Here is a 26,129-nt window from a genome sequence, read left to right on the forward strand (position 1 = left end):
GTCGGTCAGCCATCCCTGCCACGCCCTCGACGCGATAACGGTCGGCCCACCGTTTCGCGGTGGTAGGGCTGACCTGGAACCGTTCCGCAGCCCGGTGCAGCGGCCAGTCGTCGTCAACGACACAGCGAGCCAGCCGCAGCCGGCCGGTCTCGGACAAGGGTGCATTACGGTGGGGCATGAGGGCCTCCGCTGGTTCGGGGTAGGACGTCGCAATCCACACCGAACCCGAAGGCCCTCACCTATTTCAAGATCTCCCCGTCACCAACGTCCGTGGTCAGTACAGCTAGCCGCCGGGTTGTCACAGGGCGGCGCTAGGGTGCCGGCCATGGCGGATTTCGTGTTGGTGGCGGGGGCGTGGCTGGGTTCGTGGGCATGGGCCGAGGTGGTCCCGCCACTGCGTGCGGCAGGGCACGACGCCTACCCGTTGACGCTCTCCGGCCTCGCCGACAAGCAGGGCGTGGCCGCCGGCCAGCAGACCCACGTGCACGACATCGTCGACGAGGTCGAGCGCCGCGACCTGCGCGACGTGGTGCTGGTCGGGCACAGTTACTCGGGCATCCCGGTGGGTCAGGCCGCCGAGCGGATCGGTGACCGGCTGACCACTGTGGTCTTCGTCGACGCGGAAGTGCCGGTCGACGGCGCGTCGTTCGTGTCCGAGTGGTGGCAGGGGCCGGCGGCACTGGAGTCGGTGATCGCCGCCAATGGCGGCTACTGGCCGCCGCTCGGCGCTGCCGACTTCGACGGTCAGGGGCTCACCGACGAGCAGGTGACCCGCCTGATCGACGGCTCCACGCCGCACCCGGGTGCCACGCTGAGCGAGCCGGCCGTGCTGACCCGACCGTTGGGCGAGCTCCCGGCGACGTACATCAAGTGCCTGCTCGACGGGCCTGAGCCCAACGACGCAGTGGCCAGGCTGCTGACCAGCGACCGCTGGCGACTTGTCACGATGGCGACTGGTCACTGGCCGATGATCTCCCAGCCCACCGAGCTGGCCGGCCTGCTGCTGGCGGAGACCAGCTGACCGGCGCGACGCAGGCCCGACCTCCACCGGAACGGCCGCTGGTGGCCGTACTTTCCCGCACACGCACCGCAGCCCGCCGCGCACACCGGCTGGACCCTGCGGCGCACGGCGGCGGTAGCCCCGCGTCGCACAGCGGCGGCCGGACCCCGTGGCGCCCACCGGCCACGGCTGGCCCGGACACCGACCGCAGCCTGCGGGTCAACCACCGATATCGGCGCGATGCCTGCGAGTCATAATGATGACTCACAGGCATCGCTCGTCCGGGTGGCGCCCTCTCCGGCACCGCCTCCGATCGCGCCGGCGGGCCGATCCCCAACCGGTCGATGCGGTGACCAGCGCCCCGGCAACGGCCGGGCGAGCCGACCCGGGTCGATCAGGCCGTCTGGTCGTCCAGGGTCCTGATGTGGCGGATCGGTGACGCGAGCAACCACAGCACGGCGAGCACGCCACCCAGGCCGGCGATGACCAGGGTGGGTCGCAGCCCGATGGTCGTACCCAACGTGCCACCGACAAGCGCGCCGAGCGGTCGGATGCCGTAGTTGACGGCGCTGTACGCGCCGGCGCGGCGTCCTCGCGCGTCGTCGGGTGTCACGGCGGTGAGCAGGGCGTTCAGGTTGACGTCCATCAGCATCACCCCGACGCTGGAGACCAGCTCGATGGCCGCCAGCGTGGCCACCTTCGTCCAGGTGGGGCCGGACAGCAGCGCGGTCAGTGCCAGCGGCGCGGGAAAGAGCACCGCGCCGATCATGGCGGTACGGCCCAGGCCGATGGCCTGCGAGATCCGTGGCGCGAGCGCCGCGCCCGCGAACCCGCCGACTGCCCCGCATCCCAGGGCGACGCCGATCGCGCCGGCCGACAGGTGAAGGTTGCGGCTGGCGTAGAGCACCAACAACGCGCCGGAGATGAAGGTGAAGAAGTTGACGGTGCTGGTGCAGCCGAGCGCGGCACGCAGCACCGGATGCCGCAGCACCAGCACGAGCCCCTCACGGACCAGGCCGAGAGTGGAGGTACGACGCGGCGGCGGAGGAACCTCGGTCACCGGGATGCGGCTGAGTAGCAGCGCGGAGCCGAGGAAGGACACCGCGTCGACGACGATCGCGACCGGGGCGCTCAGCGCCTGGACCAGTCCACCACCGACGGCCGGACCGGCGATGAACGACAGCGACCGGCTCATGCTCAGCTTGCTGTTCGCCTCCACGTACGCCGACCGGGGCACCAGGGCCACGAAGAACGCCTGACGCGCCATCGCGAACAGCACCGCGCCGAAGCCGGTGAGCAGCGCCACCAGGTAGAGCTGGCCGAGGGTGACCGCGCCGAACAGGTAGGCCACCGGCAGGCTGAGCAGCACCGCGCCCCGGACCAGGTCCGCGATGATCAGGAGACGCCGTTTGTGGGTGCGCTGGTCCACCCAGGCGCCCAGGAACAGGCCCAGCAGGTTGGGCAGCCAGATCAACGCGGTGAGAACGCTGACCTGTACGGGGGTCGCGGCGAGCAGGAAGATGGCGATCAGCGGCAGGGCCAGTTCACTGATCCGATCACCGAAGTCGGAAATCGTCTGACCGAACCAGAAGGTGCGGAACCGCCGGTCGCGAAGCAGGGCCGGCGAGGGCACGGTCTCGGGGGCGCGCACCGCCTCAGCGCCGGGGGCGCGCACCGTCTCGGCGGCGGTGGCACTCGCGGTGCCGGTGCCGGCGGTGTTCACGACGCGGCCGGTGTGTCGCCGGACTCGGCCGAGGCGTCGTCGCCGGCCTCGGGCAGGAGGTAGCGCAGCATCCGGACGATCCGCGCGCCGTGCGGGGCGGACTCCTCCTTGCGCCGCACGTACGGGGCGATCAGCTCTTCGATCGACTCCTCGAGCTGTCGCAGCTCGTCGGCGGTGGCCACGAACCGGGTGTCGGCGATGCCGGCCAGAGCCCGCCACTCGGGGTTCAGCCGGGGCTCCTCGTGCAGCAGCCACTGCTGGGGGGCGTCGGCGTTGCGGGCGAACATCTCGCCGCGCAGTTGGTGGCTGGCGGACTGACCTTCGACGCTGTCGGTAGGGGTGAAACGGAAGCCTCGGGCAACCGCCTGCCACCAGCGTTCCCGCTTGCTGGTGGCGCCATCCCAGTCGGTGACCAGACCGAACGTCGCGAGGTGCCGCAGGTGCCAACTGACCACCGACGGTGTGGCACCGACGTGCGGTGAGAGCCCGGTCGCCGTGGCGGGGCCGTGTCGCTGAAGGTGTTCGAGGATCGCCAGCCGCACCGGATGGGCCAGTGCCCGCAACGCCTGCGGCTCGGTGATCTCAAAATCCCCGTACGGATTCTTGAGAGACATGTTTCGAAAGTAGTCTCTCAGATCAGGTTCGGCAACCTGCAACGGCGCGGGGCCGAAGACGATCAGGCGATGCCCAACCGCGCCAACGGCTCGACCAGCTCACGCTCCTCGTAGCTCAGATGCGACAGCAGGGCATCGGTCAGCAGGTCCACCGCCGCCCGCAGCTGGGCGAGACCGTCCGGAGACCCGACGTACGCGACCAGTGCCTGGTCCACGCCCTCCAGCACGTCGTGGATGACGTGATGCTCCTGCTCCAGCCGGTCGACGACCGGGCCGAGTCGCGGGTCACGTGCCCGCAGCCGGGGGAAGAGCGACTGGTCCTCGATGGTGTGGTGGGTGGTGACGATGCGACAGTACGACTCGCAGTAGACGCCGAGCGTCCACCGGTTCTGCCGCATGGTCATCGTGTTGATGTGGGACCGGGCCGCACCGGCGTCGATCTCACCGGCCGCCACCTGCTCGATCAGGTCGTGGATCTGGGCCAACTCGGCACGCAGGCCGTCGTGGACCTGCACCAGGTGCGCGCCGGTGGCCTGCTCGTGCGGGGTGTACGTGCGCTCCGGGTCGGGCGTCGGCCCGGCCGGGCGGGTCGACTCGTCCCAGACCTGCTGGCCGCTGCGCCGCACGCCGTCGTCGGGGGTCGGCACCACGGCGAACGCACCGCCGGTCACCGTCGCGCGGCTCGGCCGCGCCGCCGGCTCCGGCGATCGCTCCGGCTCCGACGCACGCCCCGGCTCCGGCGTACCGAGCGGTGCCGCACCCCTCGCACGCTCGGCCGCGACCAACTCGCGAACCGCCGGGGCCACCTCGCCGGCGAACCGGCGCAGGTCGTCGGGGTCGTCGCTGGCCAGGATGAACGCGCTGACGCCCTCCCCCAGCGCCAACTCGGTCAACTCCCGCACCCACTGCTCGGCCGGCCCGTCCAGCGGGCCCCGGCCGACGGCCGAGAACTGGCCGGCGATGTTGAGCAGCCGCCGCACGGCCTGCGGTGCACGGCCAGCCTGCTGCGCGGCGTCGTCGATGACCGCGTTGCCCTTGGCCAGGTCACCGGGCTGGAGATAGCTCAGCGAGGGCAGCCAACCGTCGGCCCGGCGGCCGGTGAGCTGGAGCATCCGCGGCTTGTACGCGCCCAGCCAGATCGGCACCGCGTGGGCCGGGGCGGGCCCGCGTTTGGCGCCTCGCACCCGGTAGAACTCGCCGTCGACACGCACTCCGCCACGCGCCTCGGTGTCCCAGATCTGGCGGATGACCTCGATGGCCTCCTCCAGCGCGCGCACGCCCTGCCCAGGGGTCAGGCGTCGGCCACCCATCGCCTCGATGGCCTCCCAGAACGCACCCGCGCCGAGGCCGAGACCGACCCGGCCACCGCTGAGCAGATCCAGACTGGCCACGCTGCGGGCGAGCACCGCCGGTGGGCGCAGCGGCAGGTTCGTGACGTTCGCCGCCACGTGGACGCGGTTGGTGCGGGCCGCGACGAAGCTCAGCAACGTCCAGGTGTCGAGGAATGCCGGCTGGTACGGGTGGTCCTGGAAGGTGACCAGGTCCAGACCGACCTGCTCGGCCAGGACGGCGACGTCGACAGTGCGGCCGGGGTCGTCACCGCGCGGGGTGACGAACGATCCGAAGAGCAGGTCGTGGCCGTAGTCGCTCATCTGTGCGCCTCCCGAATGTCATCCGACGCCTCGAACGATGCGCCTGGCGTCAACCTTATGTCACGCAGAACATCTTCTGCCAACAAGGTATTTGTCACTGCGCTATTGTCGGGGGATGACGGGTGCCCCTCACCGGCCGGACCGGCCCGATCCGCTCGACGACGACCTGGGTTGGATGCTCGGGATCGTCTTCCGTGGCTACGTCCGGGCGGCCGACCACGCGCTCAGCGACTTCCCCGGCGGCCCCCGCGGCTACCAGGTGCTCACCGCGGCGAGCACCGGTCCGGCGCGAAACCAGGGTGCGATCGCGGAGGAGCTCGGCATCGACCGCACAGTCCTCACCTACCTGATCGACGATCTGGAACGGCCCGGGTTCGTCGCCCGTCGGGCGGACCCGGCCGACCGGCGCAACCGGCTGGTCGACGTCACCGACGTCGGCCGCGCCGCCTGGGAGCAACGGCGCGTGGCGCTGCGGCACGTCGAGTCGCACCTGTTGGGGGCGCTCACACCGACCGAGTCGGAGACGCTGCGGGCACTGCTCCAGCGGGTCGCCTGCTCGGCGCAGGCGATGGACCCGCTGCGTGACCTGTGCGAGGTGGTGTCGCAGGTGCAACCCGCGCCGCCCCAAACCGCGCCCAAGGCCGGCGACGGCGGGCGGGCCGCCACCGCCCGAGGCCGTCGTCGCGGCGCCGGCTGACCCGGCGGACGGCCGCCACCGGGAGGAAACGCGACGCGGGCCCGTCCGGCTCCCCCGACGTGGTACGTCGAACGGAGCCGGCCGGACCCGCGGTGCCGCCGCCCTGGAAGATCAGCGCACGTGCACGAACACCGGGTTCGAGTAGAACCACAGGTCGTCCCACGGGCTCTCCAGCCCGTCGGCGAGCGGCTCGGCCTCGTCGGTGCTGGTGCCCCGTACCCGCGCGTAGGTGTCGGCCTCGACGTTGCGCAGCGTGTGCCGAATGACGTACTCCTCGCCGTGGCGCCGCCAGTCCCGCGGGCCGAAGCGGGCCACCACCTTGGTGGTGGGGTTGGTGTCGGCGTCCAGGCTGGCGCTCGGGCCGGTGATCTGGCCGACGATCAGGTCGACCCGACGGACGTCGGGACGGTCCCCGTTCGCGTTCGCGCCGCCCAGCGGACGGAACCTGACCTCGATCTCGACATCGGTGCGGCTACGACGGCTGACCGTGATGGTCTCGCCCACCTCGGCGGTCCGGCCCTGGGACCTGGCGGTGATGTCGAGGGTGCGGATCAGGTCGCCGGTGGTGACCCAGATCCGGCCGTTGCGCAGACCGTCCATGATGTCGCCGTAGTCCTGGCGGGCGTGCACGTACGTCTTGCTGTACTCGCCCGGCCAGAAGTCGGAGCCGCCGCGGGTCCAGTGCACGTGTGAGTCCGACGTCGCGGTGATCCACCAGCGCCGACCCTCGCCGAGCAGCGAGTCCCACAGTCCGCCGACCCGGGCGGTCATCTGGTCGAAGCCGCCGTAGGTGGGGTGGTTGCCGTACCCGCCCCGCTTGCCACCGTTGAGTGGACCGGCCTGGTGGCCGGGTGCGCCCTCGAAGCCGATGTAGACGTCCGGTGCGGCGTTGTTGCCGTTGCGGAACTCACGCGGGGTGTCCTGGCCGTAGACGCCGAGCCCGGTCGCCGAGCGGGACGCGTGGTGGGCGATCACCAGCGGCTTGTGCGGCATACCACGGGCGACCTTGAGGAACTCCACCATCCTGGCCTCGGTGTCGCGGGCCGGGTCGGTGGGGAACGCGTCGTACTTGGCGAACCGGCTCTCCAACTCGAAGAGCTGCTTCGCCTCGTCGTCATGGCGCGGGATCATCAGCGTGTGGTGGTCCAACGAGGGCGCGTCGAACTCCATCCCCCAGAACTGCAACACCTCGGGGACCAGCCTGCGCGAACGCAGCAGGTCGGGGTAGGCCTGCTCGATGTTCACCTTGGAGTGCGTCGGCCCACCGTGGTCGGTGCACATGGCCCAGGTCAGGCCGAAGTTCTTCGCCATGATGGCGTTGGTGACGATCGGGTAGACCGCGTCGGCGCCCTTGTGGAAGACGATCGGGCTCTTCGTGGTGTCGAACTCGCCGCTGTACTCGGAGTGGACGTGGTGGTCACCGGCACGCCACACCCGGTTCCTGGAGTTGCCCCGACCGTCGCCCGGCCGACGGTCCTCGTCGGCCCACGCCGTGCTGGCACCGACCAGCGGGCTGGCCGCGGCCAGCGTCGCGCCGACACCCGCGTACTTGACCAGCTTGCGCCGGGACAACTGCGTGTGCTCGGTCTCTTCGGTCTGCTTGTCTCGCACCTGAGGGCCTCTCCTCGATCAAGCGAATGCTCTTTCGATCAAGGAGCCTCGGAGAACGTCGTGAACATCCGTCGTACGCAGAGCGGGTCCACGATGAACACCCAGGCCTGACCTGCCAAAAGACCTGTTGACGATAGCAGCGGGTCACCGCTCGACCGCAGTTCGTGCCCGATCCGGCCGGGCCGGTCAGGGCACCTGCCGGGTGCCGTGGGGCGTCCGGGCGGCCGACGGGTCGACCGGGGCGGTGACCACCGGCGGTGCGACATCGACGGCGGGCAGCCCGGCACGGCCGGTGACCGGGAGGGTCAGCGCACTGCGGCCGAGGTCGACGCGAACTGTGGCGTCGCGGTCGGTGGTGTCGGTGAACTGCGGGTCGCTCTGGCCGAACACCAGGCCGAGCACGTGCCCGGCGGGCACCACCGCGTCGTACGCGTTGAGCGGGATGGTCACCGTGTACCAGCGGTCCGGCCGCAGCGGTGTGGTGAACCGCAGCGAACGGTGGTGCGCGGCGTCGAGCCACCCCCGGGCCAACACGGCGTGGTCGGAAACCTCGGTGACCTCCTCGGTGTCCCGGTAACAGGCGTCGTCGATGTCCGTGGAGGCACCCCAGCAGGACTCGGTGTCCAGCGTCCGCAGGCCCCCCGCACCGGCGAGCGACACCCGCTCGGCGGTGCCGTAGTCGACGAGCCGGGCGGTCAGCTCGGTGGTCGGCCGGTCCACCCGGACCCGCAGCCGCACCGACGGGCTGCCGGAGATGCGCAGCGCGCTGGTCAGCACGCCGGACAGGAAGACCAACCGCCCGGCGGTCGCGGTGCTCGGCGCGGCGACCAGCTCGTCCTCGAACAACGACTCGTCGACGTACGCCTGCTCCTGACCCGGCTGCGCGCCGCGCCCACCGAGGGTGCCGGTCACGCCGTCGCCGACGCCGAGGGCCACCCGCACGTCCCGGGTTCCGGGGGCGGGCCAGTCGCGCTGGGTCGTCCAGGTACGCGGCGCGGTCTCCAGGTCGACCCGCGGCTCGTCCATCACCCCGTTGGGCAGCCCCTGCAACCAGTAGTCGAACCAGCGGTGCAGGGCGGCCACCCACTCGGCGCGTCGAACGTCGAACGGGTCCTGGTGGCCGGTCTGGTGCAGCCAGAGTTTGCGGGGCACACCCTGCTCGGCCAACTCCTGCCACCAGCGGGCGAACTGGTTGGTCGTGACGTTCAGGTCGTTGAGGCCATGCGCCACGAAGACGCTGGCCCGGACCCGGTCGGCCGAGGGCCGGTAGTCGCGCCGCGCCCAGAACCCGTTGTAGTCACCGGTCTCGTCGGCGCTGTCCGCGCGCAGCCGGGCCAACATCTGCGCGCAGGCCGCCTCGGGGCGGCCGTTGACGACGGAGTGCAGGTAGCCGGGGTAGTCGCTGGTGACACGTGCCCCCTGGTAGCGCATGTAGTCGTACCAACTGGAGATGGCCGAGATCGGCACGATGGTGGCCAGCCCCGGCACACCGGTGGCGGCGACCCCGTTGGCGACCGAGCCGTCCCACGACTTGCCGATCATGCCGACCTGCCCGGTGCTCCAGGCGGCGCTGACCGGCCGCCCGGCGGCGTCGTACGCGCGAGCCCGCCCGTTGAGCCAGTCGATCACCGCCGTGGCGCTGCCCACCTCGGCCGGGCCGCCGACGTCCTCGCAGCCGGTCGACCGGGCGGTGCCGGCCAGGTCCACGGCGGCGAAAGCGTACCCGCGCGGGACGAAGTAGTTGTCGTAGAAGAGCGGGACCTTGGCGATCACGCCGGCCGCGTCGTACGTCTTGGTCTCGCCCTCGTTGCCCCGACCACAGCAGAGGTAGTAGGGCGAGGCGTCCATGATGACCGGCACCCGCACCCCGGCGGCGGCGGCCTCCCGGGGCCGGACGAGGTCCACCGCCACCCGGTCGGGCACCCCGTCGCCGTCACTGTCGGCGCGGGTCTGCACCCAGACGCTCTCCCGGATCGCGTCGGCGTAGGAGTAGGCGGGGACGGTCTGGTCGCCCACCACGTGCGGCGGGCGGGGGCGGTGCCGGGCCGCCGCCTCGGCCGCCGTCGGGGCGGCTGCCCGGGGAGAAGCGACCACCGGGGTCACGGGCAGTGCCGTCACCAGCAGGCCGGCCAGGACGGCGGCGACCCGTGCGCGGGTGCCGACGGACAACGGCGTGAACCTCATCGATGTCCTCTCGGGGAGCGACACACGTATAGCGTTCCATCGAATCGACGCTTGTCTAGCTTAGAGCCCACGGCGGACCCGCTGCCGGACAAACAGTCCCCGGGCGACCGAGCGCCTGCTCAGATCCGGGCGCGGGGCAGCCAACCGAGAAACCGGAGCCGGACCCGGGGCAGCGGCACGGTGGGCAGATCCTGGGCGGCGGCGACGAGGCAGGAGCCCAGGTAGACCGCCAGGGCGGTGCGGGCGCCACCGAACTCGGCCAGCAGTTGGCTCTGCTTCGTGGCGCAGGGCCACTCCCGACCGCATCCGGTACAGGTCCAGCTCGGTGGGTTGGGAAGGTGCTCGGGCAGCTTCGCACGGCGGTACCGGCCGACGACGCTGTTGTCCGCGCGTACGTCGCGTCGGCGCGGCGTCGGGCCTTCGTTGCGGTGCGCGACCGGGCGGGCACCCGGCAGGTAACGCCCGACGGTGCCCAGCAGCACCCCGACGCGGATCAGGGCGTCCGGTCCCACGTGGTGGGTCAGCAACGCGGTCATCAGGTAGTGCCCCAGCAGGTCGAACGCCTCACGACTCAGGCCGAGATCACGGCAGAGGTCGACGAAGTCCGGCGTGGTCAGCGGCACCCGGTTGTCGAGCGCACGGCGTAGCACCGCACGCAGATCGACCCCGAGTCGCTCCACCGCGTCGCTCTCGCCCAACCCCAGGCTGTCCTCGGCGGCCACCCGCGCCAGCGCCTCCGCCACGGCCAGTCGAACGACGCGGTCAGGATCGGTACTGTCCAAGGCTCAACCCCTCTCGTAGGCCGGTCACCCGGCGGCTGCCCGATCGCCCGGCGGCGCCCCCGGAGAATCATGAACAAGATTTCGCTGTCGCCCACGACGGCGGCTAGGACAGCAGACGCAGAATCCGCCGACGGGTTAGTCGGAAAGCGAAGTCGGTCTGCCGACACACCTCGGCGATTCGTCAGACGACCGACGGCGGTTGTCGTATGGTGATATTCCCATCCACAGATATCCCGCCGCCACCGACCCGATCCGACGCCACCTCCACCGGTCGCTGCCGTCCCGCTCGCGACGTTCCACCTCACTGCACCGCCGGCCAGTCACACACCGGGTCACCACCGAGCACCCCGGCACGTCCCGACCTGACCCTCGGCACCAGTTCACCACCCGGCGGTACCTCCACCGGACGGAGACAGCGGATGACGTCAACACCCGTGCAGGTCCGACAGTTCGACAGCCGTGACCCGGCGGCCATTCACGATTTCCTGTCCGCCACGTACGACCCGAGACTGCGCCTGCACAGCAGGAACAACTATCGACTCACTCATCGCCGCGTCGACGCCGGCCCCTTCGCCCTGGCGACCACCCGCCAGACCGGGCAACTCGACATCGGCGCCACCACCCTCGACGGGCTGGTCCTCGGCCGCACCCGCACCGCCCGCGTCGATCGCGGCTGTGCCGGCTCGGCCAACCGGTTCGGCCCCGGCGAGGTCTTCCTCGTCACCAGGCCGGCGGAGCCGTGCACCGTACGCTGGCATCCCGGCGAGGTGGAACTCTGCGTACTGGATCTGTCGGTCCTGGAGCAGGTGGCCACCGCCGCGCCGGCCCGGCGGCCCGGTCGGATCCGATTCACCGACCTGGGTCCCGCCGACGCGGCGCTCGCCCGGCAGTGGCGCAACACCACAAGCTTCGTCAGCGATGTCGTGTTGAACAGCCCGACCGCCAGCGCGCAACCGCTGGTGATCGGCAACGCCGCGCGGATGCTCGCCGCCGCGGCGCTCGCGGTCTTTCCGAACACCGCGTTCACCGAACCGACAGCCGCCGACCGGCACGACGCCAGCACCGCCACGCTGCGGCGAGCGATCACCTTCATGGAGGAGTACGCCGACCGGGACATCAGCGCGGCCGACGTCGCCGCTGCCGCCGGCGTCTCCCTGCGGGCGGTGCAACTGGCGTTCCGTCGGCATCGCGGCACCACCCCGATGGCGTACCTGCGTCGGATCCGGCTCGCCCGGGCGCACCACGACCTGCTGCGCGCCGACCCCCGGCAGGAGACGGTGTCGGCGATCGCCAGTCGATGGGGGTTCGCCAGCCACAGCAGGTTCACCGCCCGCTACCACGCCAGCTACGGCGTGCCGCCCCGCGAGACGCTGCATGCCTGAGGCGGGAAGGGCACAGCCCCACGGGTACGGGACACCGCCGGAGAGCCCCGTCCCGGCGGCGGTGACCAGGGACGAATCGGTTGCGGGGCGCGGCTTCCTGCGGGCCGATGATGTACGCGACCTGGTGGCGGAGCAGTTCGGCAGCGCCCGGAGACTCACCGCTGTGGACCGGCTCACCGGCGGCAGCAAGAAGGGTGTCTACCGGCTTCGGCTGGACGACCGCACAACCGTGATCCTCTACGTGTGGGCAGCCGCCGAGAACTTCTGGCCCGCGTCGCCGACCGTCCCGGACGACCCGTTCACCGACGCGTCGGGCGCGGACCTCTTCGCCATCAGCCATGCGGCCCTCACCGCCGCCAACGTACGCGTCCCGCGGCTGCTGATGCTCGACCGGGACGGCCGCTATCTCCCCTCCGACATCGCGCTCGTCGAGGACGTCGGTGACCTGACACTCGAAGCGCTGCTGGCCCGCGACCCGGTCGCGGCCGCCACTCCGCTGTCCGCGCTCGGTGACTGCCTGCGCCGCATGCACACCACCCTCGGCGCGCACTACGGCAAACTCGCGACCATCACCCACGGCGCGACGTCCCAGACCCGATCCGCGGAGGATGTCGTCGCGGACCGGGCACTCGGCCATCTCGACGCGGTGGCGACCCGCGACGCGCGGCTCGCGGACGCGCACGACCGGATCGCCGCCCACGTACGTCACCTGCGCGGCGCGGTCACCGCGCGACGGGCGTACGGGCTGGTGCACGGCGAACTGGGACCCGATCACGTTTTCGTCACCCCCGACAACGAACCCGCCCTGATCGACATCGAGGGCCTGACGTACTTCGACGTCGAGTGGGAGCACGCCTGGCTCCAGATGCGCTTCGGCGACGCGTACCCGGCGCTGCGACCCGTCGAACTCGACCCGCACCGGCTCGAGCTCTACCGGTACGCGCAGGTGTTGTCCCTGATCGAGGGCCCGCTGCGTATCGCTGCCACGGACTTCCCCAACCGGCGGTGGATGCTGGACCTCGCCGAGTGGAACATCGCCAAGGCACTCGCCCCGCTCTGACGCCGTACCCCGCGCGAGGACATCGTTGACGAATTTCTGGGTACGCCCCGCCGGGTCCGATTTGTCACCCTCCGACCGGAGGTTCCCCATGCCCACCTACGCTGTCACCGGTGCCACCGGCCGGCTGGGCCGCCTGGTGATCGAGCAGTTGCTCGACTCCGGCGTACCCGCGACCGAGATCGCCGCCGTCGTCCGCAGTCCGGGGAAGGCCGCCGACCTGGCCGCGCGCGGGGTCGAGATCCGCGAGGCCAGCTACGACGACCCGTCGACGCTGCCCGGTGCCGTCGCCGGCGTACGCTGCCTGCTGCTCATCTCCGGCGACACTCCCGGTCAGCGGGTCGCCCAGCACACCGCGGTCATCGACGCGGCCACGCTCGCCGGTGTCCCGTCCAAGCCAAAGTGGCGGCGTCCAGGGCATTGTGGCGGGTGATCTGGCGGCGTCCAGATTTAGTTGGCGTGGCATGCTCGTCGATGGGTGGGCTGTCCGGCGAGATGTCCGATGTGTCCACCAAGCCCGCACGCAGCTCCCCACTGGTCGCCACAATGGCGGGATGGTTATGGACGCGCGTTACGACGGTCACGCCGACTGGTACGACACAACCTTCCGCGCCTACGGTGACGAGGAAGGTTCGGCAGGACTGGTGGGCCGTCTCCTCGGCCCGGCAGATCCCACTGGCGCCATGTGCGTGGACGTTGGATGCGGCACCGGGTTGCACTTCGACGCAGTAGAGACACAGGGCTACACGATCCTCGGAGTCGACGTGTCCGCCGACCAACTCCGCATCGCCGCAACCCGCAGTCCACGCCTGATCCGAGCTGACGCACGACGCCTGCCACTCGCGACCGCCTCGGTGCCCACCGTGGTCCTGACCTACACCCACACCGACATCGACGACTTCCCCGCCGCCATCAGTGAAGCGACGCGCATCCTCCGCCCCGGCGGTCGGCTGATCTACCTCGGCGTGCACCCGGCCTACATCGGGGCATTCTGCGACCGGCGCGCTGAGGTCACTAACCAGGAGGTACGCATCAGCGCTGGATATGGCGACGAGCAGATCCACCGTGACCCGACCGGCACATACCCGATGCGCAGCCGGGTCGGCGTCCGCTACCTGACCCTGACAACATTCCTCGGAGCGTTCCTCGCACAACCCACCCTCCGCTTGACAGCCGTCGAGGAGCTGGACACCAACCTGCGGCCATGGCAGCCACAACCAAGCGATGGTCGCACCGTCCCCTGGAATATCGCCGTCACGGCCCAGGCGACCGTCCCGCCAACCCGCTGAGCCGGCCACCTCTACAGAGGGCCGAACTTCTGCAATCCGCCAAGTAGGTCTGGACGATCAGCATGGCGACCGTCCAGACCTACTTGGCGAGCAGCACCTGAGCATGCTGGACCCCTACCTGCGGACCGGCACGATCCTCGGTGCCACCGGTGGCAGCAAGATCTCCGCCGCGACCCGGGCGGACTACGCGGGAGCCGCCGTGGCGGCGCTGACCCGCCCGGCGGACGGTGACGCCGTCTACGAACTGGGCGGCACCGCGTTCACCTTCGACGAGTTGGCCGCTGCCGTCACGGGGGTCACCGGCACCACAGTCGTCCACCGGGACCTGCCGGCCGCCGAGCTGGCCTCGACCCTGGAGAACATCGGACTCGACGCCGGCACCGCCGGGTTCGTCGCCGCGCTCGACACGTCGATCGCCCTCGGTGAGCTGGCGACCGACAGCGACGACCTCAGCCGGCTACTCGGCCGGCCGAGCACCCCGCTGCGGGACGCCATCCGAGCAGCGCGGGCCTGAACCGGCCATCGGCCACGCGGGCAGCGGGATCCACGTCCCGGCGCGCGCACCGCCGCCCGCGATCATTGATCTTGGCTAGGCTGGCGGGCATGCCCGCCAGCCCCGTACCCACCCAGCGGCGTGAGCCGGGCCCACCCGAGCGGCACCGATCCCGTTGGGCCGAGCACTGCGCCCGACTCGCCGGGTCGCGCCCCTTCGAGATCGCCATCGTGGTGGTCATCCTCGCCAACGGGGTCGTTCTCGGCCTGGAGACGTACGACGACCTGACTCCGGCGGGCACCGCACTGCACTGGCTGGAGCTGACCTTCCGCACCGTCTTCGTCGTCGAGATCGGCGTCCGGCTGGCGGCGTACGGCAGGCGTCCACAGGACTTCTTCCGGCACGGCTGGAACGTCTTCGACTTCGTGGTGATCGCGGCGATCTTCATACCGGGCCTGCACGGCGATCCCGCGCTGCTGCGCGTCGTGCGGGTCGCCCGCATGGTCCGGCTGGTGCGGTTCTCGCCGGGTCTGCGGACCATCGTCTCCGCGCTGTGGCGCAGCCTGCCGGGTGTGACCGGGTTCCTCGCCCTGGCCGTGGTGACGCTCTACGTCTACGGCATGGCCGGCTGGCTGATCTTCGGCAGCAGGTACCCGGACGAGTACGGCGACATCGGCAGGTCGCTGCTGACGTTGTTCGTGCTGCTGTCGCTGGAGACGCTGCCGGACCTCATCGAGCAGGGCATGGCCATCTCGCCGTGGACGCTGCTCTACTACGTCAGCTACGTGGTCATCACCGTCAACCTGCTGCTCAACATCCTCATCGCCGTCATCGTCAACTCGATGGAGGAGGCACGCCGGCTGGAGATGACCGAACGACTGGCCCCCGACTACGACGAGGACGGCGACGGCGTACCGGACGAGGTGGACCGCATCGCGCTCACCCAACGGCTGGACGACCTGCGGGCGGTCATCGCCGAGTTGGAGCGCGAGTTGCGGATCGACCGGGACGACGGGCACGGCCGGCCGCATCGGGACGGCACCCGCACCAGACGGTGATCCGACGCCCGCGCCGACGTCGAGGTCCACCTTCGCGACCTGGGCTTCGGCCCGCCGAGGCTGCCGCCCTCTCCGCCCCGCACAGCCGCACCCTCAGGTGATCCCGCAGTAGGGTGGAGCTGTCATGGACCGGGTTTCCCGCACGATCCGTCAGGACCTGCTGCGCCTGCGCGAGCAGACCGAAGCGCAGGCCACCGCCCTGGAGGGTGACCTGCGCAGCCTCTTCGAGGCGTCCCGGTCGTCGAACGCCGACGACGAGCACGACCCCGAGGGCGCCACTATCGCCTTCGAACGCGCGCAGCTCACCGCCGTCCTGGACGCGGCCCGCCGACGTCTGGCGGAGTTGGACGTCGCGCTGCGGCGGATCGACGAGGGCAGCTACGGCATCTGCGAACGGTGCTCCCGACCGATCCCCGCCGAACGGCTCGTCGCCCGCCCGTCGGCGCGGACGTGTGTCGCCTGCGCCAGCCGACGGTGACTCCTCGTGGTGGTGGCCGGTAGGAGTGCCGTGGGTTCGTCAGGTGATGACCGGGCTGCGGCGTTCCAGCAGGACGACGTCACGCCACCGGTCGTGGTGGCGGCCGACCCGCTCGCGTACGCCGATCACGCGGAACCCGGCCCGCTCGTGCAGCGTGAGGCTCGCGGTGTTCTCCGGGAAGATCCCGGACTGGATGGTCCAGATGCCGGCCGCCTCGGTGGAGGTGATCAGTGCGTCCAGCAGCAGGCGGGCGACGCCACGGCCCTGGGCGGCCGGGTCCACGTAGACGGAGTGTTCGACAACGCCGGCGTACACGGCGCGGGTCGAGGTCGGCGAGACGGCGATCCAGCCGACGACGCCGCCGTCGCGGTCGACGGCCACGAAGCGGTGCCCGGTCAACCGCGCCGCGTCGAAGGCCGCCCAGGTGGGGGCGGTGACCTCGAAGCTGGCGTTGCCGGCGTCGAGGCCCACCTGGTAGATCGCCAGGACCCGGTCGGCGTCGGTGTCGGCCATGGGTCGCACGGTGATGTCAGCCATCAGCAGGTTCCCTCCGGAAGAGATCAGAGACTGTGCACTCCCGAACCTAGATCCGCCCCTCCAGGCCCCCCACGCGATCTTGCAGGGCGGCGCGGCGCGGATGGGGGGCGGTGCGGCGTTCTCAGCGGCGCCCGGCGTAGACGGCTCGGCCGCCCAACTCCTCCTCGATGCGGATCAGCTGGTTGTACTTGGCCGTGCGGTCGGAGCGCGACAGCGAGCCGGTCTTGATCTGGCCGCAGCCGACGCCCACGGCCAGGTCGGCGATCGTGGTGTCCTCGGTCTCGCCGGAACGGTGTGACAGCACCACCCGGTAGCCCGCCTTGTGGGCGGCGTCCACAGTGGCGAGAGTCTCGGTGAGCGTACCGATCTGGTTGACCTTGACCAGGATCGCGTTGGCGTAACCGCCGTCGATCCCGGCGCGCAGCCGGTCGACGTCGGTGCAGAAGACGTCGTCACCGACCAACTGCACGCGCTCCCCCGCCAACGCGGTCAGCCGCTTCCACCCGGCGAAGTCGTCCTCGGCCATCGGGTCCTCGATCGAACTGATCGGGTATCGGGCGACGAGGTCCACCAGGTAGTCGGTGTGCTCCTCGACGGTGCGCTGACGCCCCTCGCCGACGTAGTCGTAGACGCCGTCCCGGAAGAACTCCGAGCTGGCCGGGTCGAGGCAGATCGTCAGGTCGGTGCCGGGCTCGTACCCGGCGTCCTCGATGGCGCGCAGCACGAACCGCAGCGCCTCGTCGGCGTCGGTGAAGGTCGGTGCGAAGCCGCCCTCGTCACCGACGTTGGTGCTGTGCCCGGCCGCCGCGAGTGACGCCCTGAGCGTGTGGAAGACCTCCGCGCCCATCCGGACCGCCTCGGCGAACGTCCGCGCCCCGACCGGAGCGATCATGAACTCCTGGAAGTCGAGCGGGTTGTCGGCGTGTGCTCCGCCGTTGATGATGTTCATCATCGGCACCGGCAGCAGGCGGGCCCCGACGCCACCGACGTAGCGGTAGAGCGGCTGCCGGTGCGCCGACGCCGCCGCCTTGGCCGTCGCCAGGGACACCGCGAGGATCGCGTTGGCGCCCAGTCGACACTTGTCCTTCGAGCCGTCGAGAGCGATCATCGTCTCGTCGATCAGCGCCTGGTCCTCCGCGTCGAGCCCGAGCACCGCGTCGGCGATCGCACCGTTCACCGCGGCGACCGCCGTCGTGACGCCCCTGCCGTGAAAGCGCGTGAGGTCTCCGTCGCGCAGCTCGACCGCCTCGTTCGCCCCCGTCGACGCCCCGGACGGCACGGCCGCGCGCCCGGTCGAGCCGTCGGTGAGCACCACGTCGGCCTCCACTGTCGGGTTGCCCCGGCTGTCGAGGATCTGCCGACCGCGTACCCGGCTGATTGCCGTCATCACACACTCCCTGCTCACGACGTCTTTTCGCAGCCAGACTGGCAGGAAACGGCGGCCGTGACACCGCGACGATGGACACGTTGACCCGTACCCCAGGGTGCGGGTTTAGGGTCGCGGGATGCGGGTGGGTGAGCTGGCACGACGGACCGGGACCACGGTCCGGGCCCTGCGGTACTACGAGTCGGCCGGGCTGGTCGTGCCCCGGAGGCTGGGTAACGGCTACCGGGAGTACGACCCGATCGCGGTGCGGCTGGTGGCCCAGATCCGCGAGTTGATGGCGCTCGGCCTCACCGTGGAGGAGACCCGCCCGTTCGTCGAGTCGATCGCCGGTGGTGCCGACGAGGCCGACGTGTGCGCGGCGGCGGTGGCCACGTACCGCAGCACCATCACCGGCCTCCAGGAGCGGATCGGTCGGTTGACCGCCCAGCGGGAGGCCCTGGACGCCCGCCTCGACGCGGTCGCGACCCAGGTCGTGCCCGGCGGTGACACCGTCGGTGCCGACCCCGCCGCGCTGGTCGGGACGCGCCTGCCACAGCTGTCCTTCTACGGCACCGACGGCCGCCCGGTCGATCTCGGCGCGCTCGGCGCCGGGCGCACCGTCGTCTTCGTGTACCCCCTGACCGGGCGGCCGGGTGTCGACCTGCCCAACGGGCTGTTGGAGGTCCACGGCGCACGGGGCAGCACCGAGCAGGCCGCCTGGTTCCGCGACCACCACGCGGAACTCCGCGTGGCCGGCGCGGCCCGGGTGTACGGCCTGTCCGCGCAGTCGACCGGCTACCAGCGGGAACTCGCGCACCGGTTGCGGTTGCCCTACCCGCTGATCCCCGACCCGCGGCTGACCCTTGCCGACGCGCTGCGGCTGCCCACCCGCACCGCCGGCGACATGACGCTCTACGAGCGGTTGACCCTGATCATCGCCGACGGCGAGGTCGAACACGTCTTCCACCCGATTCCGGACCCGGCGTCGCACCCGCTGCACGTGATGCGGTGGCTCACCAAGCGACGCCAGGCCCCCGGATCGGTCGCCGCCTAGCAATTGGTCAGGTGCCCGAGTCCAGTGAGCATCACGCGTCCGCATCACGGCGAACAGTTCGTCTGCCCGACTCACCGGTTCATCGATCGGCACCGCGGCACCCTCCCGCGTTCACGACGTTGGCCCCACCTGAGCTTGCTCCGGGCGAGAAACAGCCGTCCACCCGCGAGCTGGCCGATCAGTACGGCGTGCACAACTCCGCCATCAGCCGGGTCATGGCGATCCTCAAAGACCGGGAGTTGGTCGATGGCCATCCAGGCAAGGGCGTCACGTCGCGGAAGCCCAGACCTGAGCGCGCCGCTTCCTTGATCGTTTGACGAAAAGTAGCGCAGCACCGTCACGTCCAGACGGAGTGGCGACAAGCCAACCCCACACGGCCTCGTCGATCATGGAGTTGTGGTGGGTGACAAAGTGCCCGCACAGCACCAAATCAGGCACCACAACTCCATGATCGACGAGACCGGAACGCGTGGGGCGACGCGGGCCCTAGAAGTCGTCGTCGAAGGCTACGGTGCCGGCCACCCCTACCTGGTACGCGGACACCCGCCGCTCGAAGAAGTTGGACAGCTCCTGCACGTCCTGCAACTCCATGAAGGCGAACGGGTTGCTCGACCCGTAGTGCGGGGCGAGGCCGAGCTGGGCGAGGCGGCGGTCCGCCACGTGCTGGAGGTACTCCCGCATGTCGGCCAACGTCAGACCGGGCACCCCCTGGCCCACCAGGTCCTCGGCGAACTGCACCTCACACTCGACGGCCTCGGTGAGCATCTGCCGGACCTGGTCGGCGAGATCGTCGTCGAACAGGTCGGGTTCCTCGGCGCGGGCGGTGTCGACGACGTCGAACGCGAACGCCATGTGCATGGACTCGTCGCGGAACACCCAGTTGGTGCCGGAGGCGAGGCCGTGCAGCAGACCGCGGGAGCGCAGGAAGTAGACGTACGCGAACGCGCCGTAGAAGAACAACCCCTCGATGCAGGCGGCGAAACAGATCAGGTTGAGCAGGAACGTCCGCCGGTCGTCGCGGGTCCGCAGCTCCCGCAGGTCGTTCAGCGAGTCGATCCAGCGGAAACAGAACTCGGCCTTGCGACGGATCGAGGGAATGTTCTCGATGGCCGCGAAGGCGGCGAACCGCTCGGTCTCGTCCGGCACGTACGTGTCGAGCAGGTTGAGGTAGAACTGGACGTGCACGGCCTCCTCGAACAACTGCCGGGACAGGTAGAGGCGACCCTCCGGGCTGTTGACGTGCTGGTAGAGGTTGAGCACCAGGTTGTTCGCGACGATGGTGTCACCGGTGGCGAAGAACGCCACCAGGCGGCTGACCAGGTGCCGCTCGGCCGGCGACAGCTTGTCCAGGTCGGCGAGGTCGGCGTGCAGGTCGACCTCTTCCACCGTCCAGGTGTTGCGGATCGCGTCGCGGAACCTGTCGAAGAAGTGCGGGTAGCGCATCGGGCGGAGGGTGAGGTCCATCCCGGGGTCGAGCAGCATGTGCGTGGTCCTCGTGTCGGTGGTGCTCGTGTCGGTGGTGGTGTCGGCGCGGGTCACTGGCAGGCCTCGCACGACTCGGGGTTCTCCAGCGAGCAGGCCAGCGCCTCCGCGTCGGCCGCCACCGGGGCGACGACCGCGACGGTGGCCTGCTGGATCCGCGTGGCGGGGCGCGAGCGCAGGTAGTACGTGGACTTCAGCCCGGCCTTCCAGGCGTACAGGTACATCGAGGAGAGCTTGCCGATCGTCGGCGCGGCAAGGAACAGGTTCAGCGACTGCGACTGGTCGATGAACGGGGCGCGGGCGGCGGCCAGGTCGATCAGCGCCCGCTGCGGCAGCTCCCACGCGGTGCGGAACAACTCCCGCACGCCGGCCGGCAACTCCGCGATCTCCTGCACCGACCCCTCGGCGCGCTTGATCGCCGACCGGATGCGGTCGGTCCACAGACCGCGGGCCTTCAACTCGCGGACCAGGGCGGTGTTGACCTGGAGGAACTCCCCCGACAGGGTCTCGCGCTTGAACAGGTTGGACACCTGCGGCTCGATGCACTCGTAGCACCCGGCGATCGAGGCGATGGTCGCGGTCGGGGCGACCGCCACCAGCAGCGAGTTGCGCAACCCGTCCGCCGCGACCCGTTCCCGCAGCGCCGCCCAGCGCGCGGTCTGCGTACCCTCGACACCCCAGAGGTCGGGTTGGAGCTGGCCCCGCGCGGCCCGGGTCTGCGCGTACGCCGGGTGCGCGCCGAAGCGACGCGCCAGGTCGGCGGAGGTCTCCAGCGCGGTCAGGTACAACTCCTCGCTGATCCGGGTGGACAACTCCCGCGCGGCCGTGGAGTCGAACGGCAGCCGCAACGCGAAGAAGACGTCCTGAAGGCCCATCAGCCCCAGCCCGACCGGCCGCCAGCGGGGGTTGCTCGCCGCCGCCTGCTCGGTCGGGTAGTAGTTGATGTCGATGACCCGGTCGAGGAAGGTCACCGCGGTACGGACCGTGGCGCGCAGCCGGTCCCAGTCGATGCCGCCGTCGGTGAGGTGCGCGGCGAGGTTCACCGAGCCGAGGTTGCACACGGCCGTCTCGGCGTCGCTGGACACCTCGATGATCTCCGTGCACAGGTTGGACAGGTGCACCACGTTGCCGTCCTCGGCGGTCTGGTTGCACAGCCGGTTCGCGGCGTCCTTGAACGTCATCCACCCGTTGCCGGTCTGGGCGAGGGTGCGCATCATCTTCCCGTACAGCTCCCGCGCCGGGACCTGCCGCACGTGGCGGCCCTGCGCCTCGGCCTGCCGGTACGCGGCGTCGAACCGCTCCCCCCACAGGTCGGGCAACTCGGGCACCTCGTGCGGGTCGAACAGCGACCACATCTCGTCGGCCTCGACCCGGCGCATGAACTCGTCCGGGACCCAGTTGGCCAGGTTGAGGTTGTGGGTGCGCCGGGCGTCCTCGCCGGTGTTGTCCCGCAGTTGCAGGAACTCCTCGACGTCCGGGTGCCACGGCTCCAGGTAGACGCAGGCCGCGCCCTTGCGCCGGCCGCCCTGGTTGACGGCGGCGACGCTCGCGTCCAGCGTGCGCAGCCACGGCACGATCCCGTTGGACTGCCCGTTGGTGCCGCGGATCAGCGCGCCCCGGGACCGAACCCGGGAGTACGCGATGCCGATGCCGCCGGCGAACTTGGACAGGTTGGCGACCTGGGCGTAGCGCTGGTAGATCGAGTCCAACTCGTCACGCGGCGAGTCGACCAGGTAGCAGGAGGACATCTGGGTGTGCCGGGTGCCGGAGTTGAACAACGTCGGTGAGCTGGGCAGATAGGCCAGGCTGGACATCAGTCGGTAGAAGTCGACCGCCTCGTCCGGCGTCTGGGACAGCCCGCAGGCCACCCGCAGCAGCCAGTACTGCGGGGTCTCCAGCACGAGCCGGCTGGTGGGGTGGCGCAGCAGGTACCTGTCGTAGACGGTGCGCAGGCCGAAGTACTCGAACCTCCGGTCGCCGTCGGTGTCGATGGCGTCGTCAAGCATCGCGGCGTGTGCGGCGACGAACGCGGCGGTGTCGTTCCCGATCAGGCCCTCGGCGTGACCGACCCGGATCGCCGCGCTGAACGAGGTGACGCCCTGCCGACGCACCTCCTTGTCGACGTAGCCGGCGAGCAGCCGGGCGGCGAGACGGGAGTACTGCGGTTCCTCACCGATCATCTCGGCGGCGGTCTGGATGGACAGCCGGTCCAGCTCGGCAGTCGTCGCGCCGTCGTACAGGCCGCTGATCGTGCGGGTGGCGACGCGCATCGGGTCGACGTCGGTCAGGTCGTCGGCCCACCGCTCGACGGCCCGGACGATCTTGTTGACGTCCACGGATTCGGTGCTGCCGTTGCGTTTGCGGACCTGCATCGGCGTCCGCCGCAGGACCGCGTCGCCGCTTGCCGGGACTACCTCGGTGACTGTCACCACTCACTCCTCGCGAGTTCGAGACCTGATGGTCTTCGGGTGCGTGGAGACAGACACCATCGGACGCCGCGCGGGCAGGCGCGGTCAGGTGGCGTCGGCCGTCCCACGCGGCCTCGGACCGCCGCCCACCCGGGTGCGGGTGTACGGCGCGCTGGCAGGTCTTCGGACTCGCGGGCACGACCGGGCTCGCCGGTCTCCTACTGGCCGTCGCTTCCCAGACCGATTGGTGGCCCAGTGCTCATGACGGCTGTCGTTCCCACTCACCGCTGCGGGACAGTCCCGGATTCACACCGGGTTCCCTCTTGCCTCGACCGCTCGGTTGAGCGGCCGAACCAGCTGCGTCGACACCATATATAGGGACGCTGCGGTTGTCACACCCCACATGTCGGTCCCGGGCGTGTCGGCACCGTGGCTGGTGATGGTCGTCACGGGCTTGCGCCGCCCGTGCCGAACCCGGCCGGCGCGGGCCGCGCGGACGTGACATCGAGCTAGGTGCCGACATGCGGAAAGGTGTGATGTATTAAGTCTTCAGACGTAAGGATCCCTATTTATTTCCGGCCGTCAATGTCAGAATCTGAAGTGGACATCCAACCTTCCGGGAGCGCCATCCACTCTTCGCGGGCACTATCCCAATCCTGCCGACCGCGCATCAACAGACCGGGAACGACACAGGCCGTCGCGCGGCGGGGTTTCTACCAGCGCCCGAATGTCGCCACGGCCGGCACCGAGGCCCCGAACCGGGTGCGGCGGCCGGGAAGACGGCGCGCTGACGCATTCGTATCACGACAAAAACATTGGATGTCTTGGATTCATGGGTGATCGACGTCGTTGACGTGTCGGATTAACCCTCCGTATACTCCCAGAGATCATCTGATCTTTAGCCTAGCCGGGCGAGGAGCGCATGCCGCAGATCACTGCCGTCACCATCGAGGACGTCCGCTTCCCCACCTCCCTGACCGCTGACGGCTCCGACGCCATGAACAAGGACGGCGACTACTCGGCGGCCTACGTCGTCCTGCACACCGACGGCGTCGACAGCACTGGCGCGCCACTCGCGGGCCACGGTCTGACCTTCACCATCGGTCGCGGCAACGACATCGTCGTCGCGGCGGCGGTCCATCAGGCACAGCGCCTCGTCGGCGTGGACGTCGCGACGATGGCGGCGGACATGGGCGCGGTCTACCGCCTGCTCACCTCCGACTCCCAACTGCGGTGGCTCGGCCCGGAGAAGGGCGTCGTCCACCTGTCGCTGGCCGCCGTGCTGAACGCGTCGTGGGACCTGGTCGCCCGGGTCGCCGACAAGCCGCTGTGGCGGCTGCTCGTCGACATGTCCCCCGAGCAACTCGTCGACATCGCGGACCTGCGCTACCTGTCCGACGCGTTGACCCGCGACGAGGCACTGGCCATCCTGCGCGCCAAGGAGAGCACCAAGGCCGCCCGTCTCGCCGAACTCGACCGGACCGGCTACCCCGCCTACACCACCTCGGCCGGCTGGCTCGGCTACGGCGACGACAAGCTGCGCCGGCTGTGCCAGGAGGCGGTCGACACCGGCTACGGCTACGTCAAGCTCAAGGTGGGCGCCAACCTCGACGACGACATCCGCCGCTGCGCCATCGCCCGGGAGATCCTCGGCCCGGACCGCAACCTGATGATCGACGCCAACCAGGTGTGGGACGTCGGTCAGGCCATCGAGTGGGTCAAGGCCCTGGCCCAGTTCGAGCCCCTGTGGATCGAGGAGCCGACCAGCCCCGACGACATCCTTGGCCACGCCGCCGTCCGTCGCGCGGTCGCGCCCATCGGCGTCGCCACCGGCGAGCACTGCCACAACCGGGTGATGTTCAAGCAGCTGTTCCAGGCCGGGGCCATCGACTTCTGCCAACTCGACACCGGCAGGCTGGCCAGCATCAACGAGATCGTCGCCGTGCTGCTGCTCGCCGCGAAGTTCGACATCCCCGTGTGCCCCCACGCCGGCGGTGTCGGCCTGTGCGAGATGGTCCAGCACGTGTCGGTGCTCGACTACGTCGCGATCTCGGGCGATCTCACCAACCGGGTCACCGAGTTCGTCGACCACCTGCACGAGCACTTCACCGACCCGTGCGTCATCCGGGACACCGGCACGGGCAGCGGTTACGTCCTGCCCCACCAGCCCGGCTACTCCACCCGGATGCGCCCCGAGTCGGTCGAGCTCTACCGGTTCCCCGACGGCAACTACTGGACGGCGACAGACCCGACTACCGTGTCATCTCCGGAGTCGTACGTGATCGCGGGTGGGGCGGCCACCCCCGCCGGCCGGTAGGGGGTGTCATGTCGCGCACCGACGAGGTGGTGAACGGCATCAAGCGGATGATCCTGGAAGGGCGTTTCAAGCCCGGGGACCGTCTGCCCATCGAGAAGGATCTCGCCGAGTCACTCGGCGTCTCGCGGGGCTCACTGCGCGAGGGGATGTCGGCCCTGTCGATCCTCGGCATCGTCAACATCCGCCAGGGTGACGGCACCTACGTCACCAACCTCGACGCGCCGCAACTGCTGGCCCCGATGGGCTTCGTCGTGGATTTCCAGGGCCAGGGCGACACCCGGCACATCCACATCGTCCGACGACTGCTGGAGTGCGAGGCCGCCCGCCTGGCGGCGACAAGGATCACCGACGAGGCCCTCGCCCAGGCGGCGGAGTTGCTCGACGAGGCGGCCCGGATCGCCGGACGGTCTCCGCAGGAGCACGAACGGATCATGGAGATCGACATCGCGTTTCACCGGATCATCGCGGTGCACGCCGACAATCCGGTGCTCGTCGGGCTGATCGAGGCGTTCGCCGGGCGCACGCTGCGCGGGCGGCTCTGGCGGAGTCTGCACGAGGAGGGCGCGGACCGGCGTACCCACGACGAGCACGTCGCGATCCTCAAGGCCCTCGTCGCACGCGACCCGGAGCGCGCCCGGATCCGCATGGCCAACCACCTGATCGGGGTGGAGGAGTCGCTGCACGGGCAACCCGACGACGCCGACGCCACCGTCGAGCCGACGCGGTTCTGAGCATCCGCCGCCGGCCCGGGGCTGCGGGGCGCACCAGCGATCGACGCGCGAGTCACCACCAGGGTGCGTTTCGGAGGTGCTGGACCAGCCAGCACCTCCGAAACGCACTCCCTGATGGCCTGTTTCACAAGGGCGGTCGTGCCGAGGCGGAGTCCGGGCGGCGATCCGGCAAGGCGCGGTTTCGTCCGGATACCGGTGTTGTATCCGGACGAAA

24 protein-coding genes and 1 riboswitch are annotated in these 26,129 nt (G+C 70.4%); of the genes, 13 read left to right on the top strand and 11 right to left on the bottom strand.

The genetic code is table 11. The annotated features are described in order from the left end of the window. A partial coding sequence (locus tag AB0A95_RS33075) for a leucine zipper domain-containing protein (protein WP_357559710.1) occupies nt 1-178 on the bottom strand: 178 nt, incomplete at its 3' end. A 147-nt stretch (nt 179-325) separates the two neighbouring features. Here AB0A95_RS33075 and AB0A95_RS33080 point away from each other — a divergent pair. Then, nucleotides 326-1,021: an alpha/beta hydrolase gene (locus tag AB0A95_RS33080; protein WP_357559690.1), complete on the top strand. Its 696-nt coding sequence runs from the start codon at nt 326-328 to the stop codon at nt 1,019-1,021. A 373-nt stretch (nt 1,022-1,394) separates the two neighbouring features. On the opposite strand, the gene AB0A95_RS33085 is transcribed toward AB0A95_RS33080, so the two are convergent. The 3 genes from AB0A95_RS33085 to AB0A95_RS33095 form a co-directional block, all read right to left on the bottom strand. Next, nucleotides 1,395-2,723 carry an MFS transporter gene (locus AB0A95_RS33085; RefSeq protein ID WP_357559691.1) on the bottom strand — a complete coding sequence of 443 codons (1,329 nt, stop codon included), beginning with the start codon at nt 2,721-2,723 and terminating at the stop codon, nt 1,395-1,397. Further along, nucleotides 2,720-3,337: a helix-turn-helix domain-containing protein gene (locus tag AB0A95_RS33090; protein ID WP_357559692.1), complete on the bottom strand. Its 618-nt coding sequence runs from the start codon at nt 3,335-3,337 to the stop codon at nt 2,720-2,722. Before AB0A95_RS33090 ends, AB0A95_RS33085 begins: the two co-directional genes overlap by 4 nt. A 62-nt stretch (nt 3,338-3,399) precedes the next feature. Then, nucleotides 3,400-4,989: an LLM class flavin-dependent oxidoreductase gene (locus tag AB0A95_RS33095; RefSeq protein WP_357559693.1), complete on the bottom strand. Its 1,590-nt coding sequence runs from the start codon at nt 4,987-4,989 to the stop codon at nt 3,400-3,402. Nucleotides 4,990-5,104: 115 nt separating this feature from the next. On the opposite strand from AB0A95_RS33095, the gene AB0A95_RS33100 reads away from it, so the two are divergent. Next, nucleotides 5,105-5,686 carry a MarR family winged helix-turn-helix transcriptional regulator gene (locus AB0A95_RS33100; protein WP_357559694.1) on the top strand — a complete coding sequence of 194 codons (582 nt, stop codon included), beginning with the start codon at nt 5,105-5,107 and terminating at the stop codon, nt 5,684-5,686. A gap of 111 nt (nt 5,687-5,797) precedes the next feature. Here AB0A95_RS33100 and AB0A95_RS33105 read toward each other — a convergent pair whose 3' ends face one another. From AB0A95_RS33105 to AB0A95_RS33115, 3 genes are all read right to left on the bottom strand, one after another. Next, on the bottom strand, nt 5,798-7,297 hold the full coding sequence (locus AB0A95_RS33105) for a phosphoesterase (RefSeq protein ID WP_357559695.1): 1,500 nt from the start codon (nt 7,295-7,297) through the stop codon (nt 5,798-5,800). Between the two features lie 186 nt (nt 7,298-7,483). Then, complete coding sequence (locus tag AB0A95_RS33110; protein WP_357559696.1) at nt 7,484-9,481, bottom strand: Xaa-Pro dipeptidyl-peptidase; 1,998 nt, start codon at nt 9,479-9,481, stop codon at nt 7,484-7,486. A gap of 119 nt (nt 9,482-9,600) precedes the next feature. Next, complete coding sequence (locus tag AB0A95_RS33115) at nt 9,601-10,263, bottom strand: hypothetical protein (RefSeq protein ID WP_357559697.1); 663 nt, start codon at nt 10,261-10,263, stop codon at nt 9,601-9,603. Between the two features lie 419 nt (nt 10,264-10,682). Between AB0A95_RS33115 and AB0A95_RS33120 the strand changes: the two genes are divergently transcribed. From AB0A95_RS33120 to AB0A95_RS33150, 7 genes are all read left to right on the top strand, one after another. Continuing rightward, a complete protein-coding gene (locus AB0A95_RS33120; RefSeq protein WP_357559698.1) occupies nt 10,683-11,645 on the top strand; it encodes a helix-turn-helix transcriptional regulator in 963 nt (320 codons plus the stop codon). A gap of 61 nt (nt 11,646-11,706) precedes the next feature. After that, nucleotides 11,707-12,705: an aminoglycoside phosphotransferase gene (locus AB0A95_RS33125; RefSeq protein ID WP_357559699.1), complete on the top strand. Its 999-nt coding sequence runs from the start codon at nt 11,707-11,709 to the stop codon at nt 12,703-12,705. 88 nt (nt 12,706-12,793) lie between these two features. Beyond that, complete coding sequence (locus AB0A95_RS33130) at nt 12,794-13,135, top strand: NAD(P)H-binding protein (protein ID WP_357559700.1); 342 nt, start codon at nt 12,794-12,796, stop codon at nt 13,133-13,135. A 121-nt stretch (nt 13,136-13,256) separates the two neighbouring features. Then, nucleotides 13,257-13,991, top strand: a complete 735-nt coding sequence (locus AB0A95_RS33135; protein WP_357559701.1) for a class I SAM-dependent methyltransferase — start codon at nt 13,257-13,259, stop codon at nt 13,989-13,991. A 103-nt stretch (nt 13,992-14,094) separates the two neighbouring features. Beyond that, nucleotides 14,095-14,505, top strand: coding sequence for a hypothetical protein (locus tag AB0A95_RS33140; RefSeq protein WP_357559702.1), 411 nt, complete (start codon nt 14,095-14,097; stop codon nt 14,503-14,505). An 89-nt stretch (nt 14,506-14,594) separates the two neighbouring features. Further along, nucleotides 14,595-15,542 (top strand): ion transporter, encoded by a 948-nt coding sequence (locus AB0A95_RS33145; RefSeq protein ID WP_357559703.1) that lies wholly within the window; start codon nt 14,595-14,597, stop codon nt 15,540-15,542. Between the two features lie 124 nt (nt 15,543-15,666). Continuing rightward, on the top strand, nt 15,667-16,020 hold the full coding sequence (locus AB0A95_RS33150; RefSeq protein WP_357559704.1) for a TraR/DksA C4-type zinc finger protein: 354 nt from the start codon (nt 15,667-15,669) through the stop codon (nt 16,018-16,020). A gap of 39 nt (nt 16,021-16,059) precedes the next feature. Here AB0A95_RS33150 and AB0A95_RS33155 read toward each other — a convergent pair whose 3' ends face one another. After that, the gene (locus AB0A95_RS33155; protein WP_357559705.1) at nt 16,060-16,557 is read right to left on the bottom strand and encodes an N-acetyltransferase family protein; all 498 of its coding nucleotides are present in this window, start codon (nt 16,555-16,557) and stop codon (nt 16,060-16,062) included. Between the two features lie 121 nt (nt 16,558-16,678). Continuing rightward, nucleotides 16,679-17,944 carry a phosphopyruvate hydratase gene (gene eno / locus AB0A95_RS33160; protein ID WP_357559706.1) on the bottom strand — a complete coding sequence of 422 codons (1,266 nt, stop codon included), beginning with the start codon at nt 17,942-17,944 and terminating at the stop codon, nt 16,679-16,681. A 118-nt stretch (nt 17,945-18,062) separates the two neighbouring features. Between eno and AB0A95_RS33165 the strand changes: the two genes are divergently transcribed. Both AB0A95_RS33165 and AB0A95_RS33170 read left to right on the top strand, forming a co-directional pair. Continuing rightward, nucleotides 18,063-18,977, top strand: a complete 915-nt coding sequence (locus tag AB0A95_RS33165; RefSeq protein ID WP_357559707.1) for a MerR family transcriptional regulator — start codon at nt 18,063-18,065, stop codon at nt 18,975-18,977. Nucleotides 18,978-18,988: 11 nt separating this feature from the next. Beyond that, nucleotides 18,989-19,294, top strand: a complete 306-nt coding sequence (locus tag AB0A95_RS33170; protein WP_357559708.1) for a GntR family transcriptional regulator — start codon at nt 18,989-18,991, stop codon at nt 19,292-19,294. A gap of 169 nt (nt 19,295-19,463) precedes the next feature. On the opposite strand, the gene AB0A95_RS33175 is transcribed toward AB0A95_RS33170, so the two are convergent. Then, nucleotides 19,464-20,459: a ribonucleotide-diphosphate reductase subunit beta gene (locus AB0A95_RS33175; RefSeq protein WP_357559711.1), complete on the bottom strand. Its 996-nt coding sequence runs from the start codon at nt 20,457-20,459 to the stop codon at nt 19,464-19,466. A gap of 53 nt (nt 20,460-20,512) precedes the next feature. Further along, complete coding sequence (locus AB0A95_RS33180; RefSeq protein WP_357559712.1) at nt 20,513-22,831, bottom strand: ribonucleoside-diphosphate reductase subunit alpha; 2,319 nt, start codon at nt 22,829-22,831, stop codon at nt 20,513-20,515. A gap of 192 nt (nt 22,832-23,023) precedes the next feature. Continuing rightward, nucleotides 23,024-23,240, bottom strand: a riboswitch (cobalamin riboswitch). Between the two features lie 549 nt (nt 23,241-23,789). On the opposite strand from AB0A95_RS33180, the gene AB0A95_RS33185 reads away from it, so the two are divergent. Together AB0A95_RS33185 and AB0A95_RS33190 are read left to right on the top strand one after the other, a co-directional pair. Then, complete coding sequence (locus tag AB0A95_RS33185) at nt 23,790-25,184, top strand: enolase C-terminal domain-like protein (RefSeq protein ID WP_357559709.1); 1,395 nt, start codon at nt 23,790-23,792, stop codon at nt 25,182-25,184. Nucleotides 25,185-25,192: 8 nt separating this feature from the next. After that, entirely contained in the window at nt 25,193-25,915 is a 723-nt protein-coding gene (locus AB0A95_RS33190; protein ID WP_357076112.1) for a FadR/GntR family transcriptional regulator, read from the top strand. Nucleotides 25,916-26,129: the final 214 nt, after the last annotated feature.

Origin of the sequence: Micromonospora sp. NPDC049230 (assembly GCF_040647875.1) — a bacterium.
In the GTDB taxonomy this organism is placed as follows: Bacteria; Actinomycetota; Actinomycetes; order Mycobacteriales; family Micromonosporaceae; genus Micromonospora.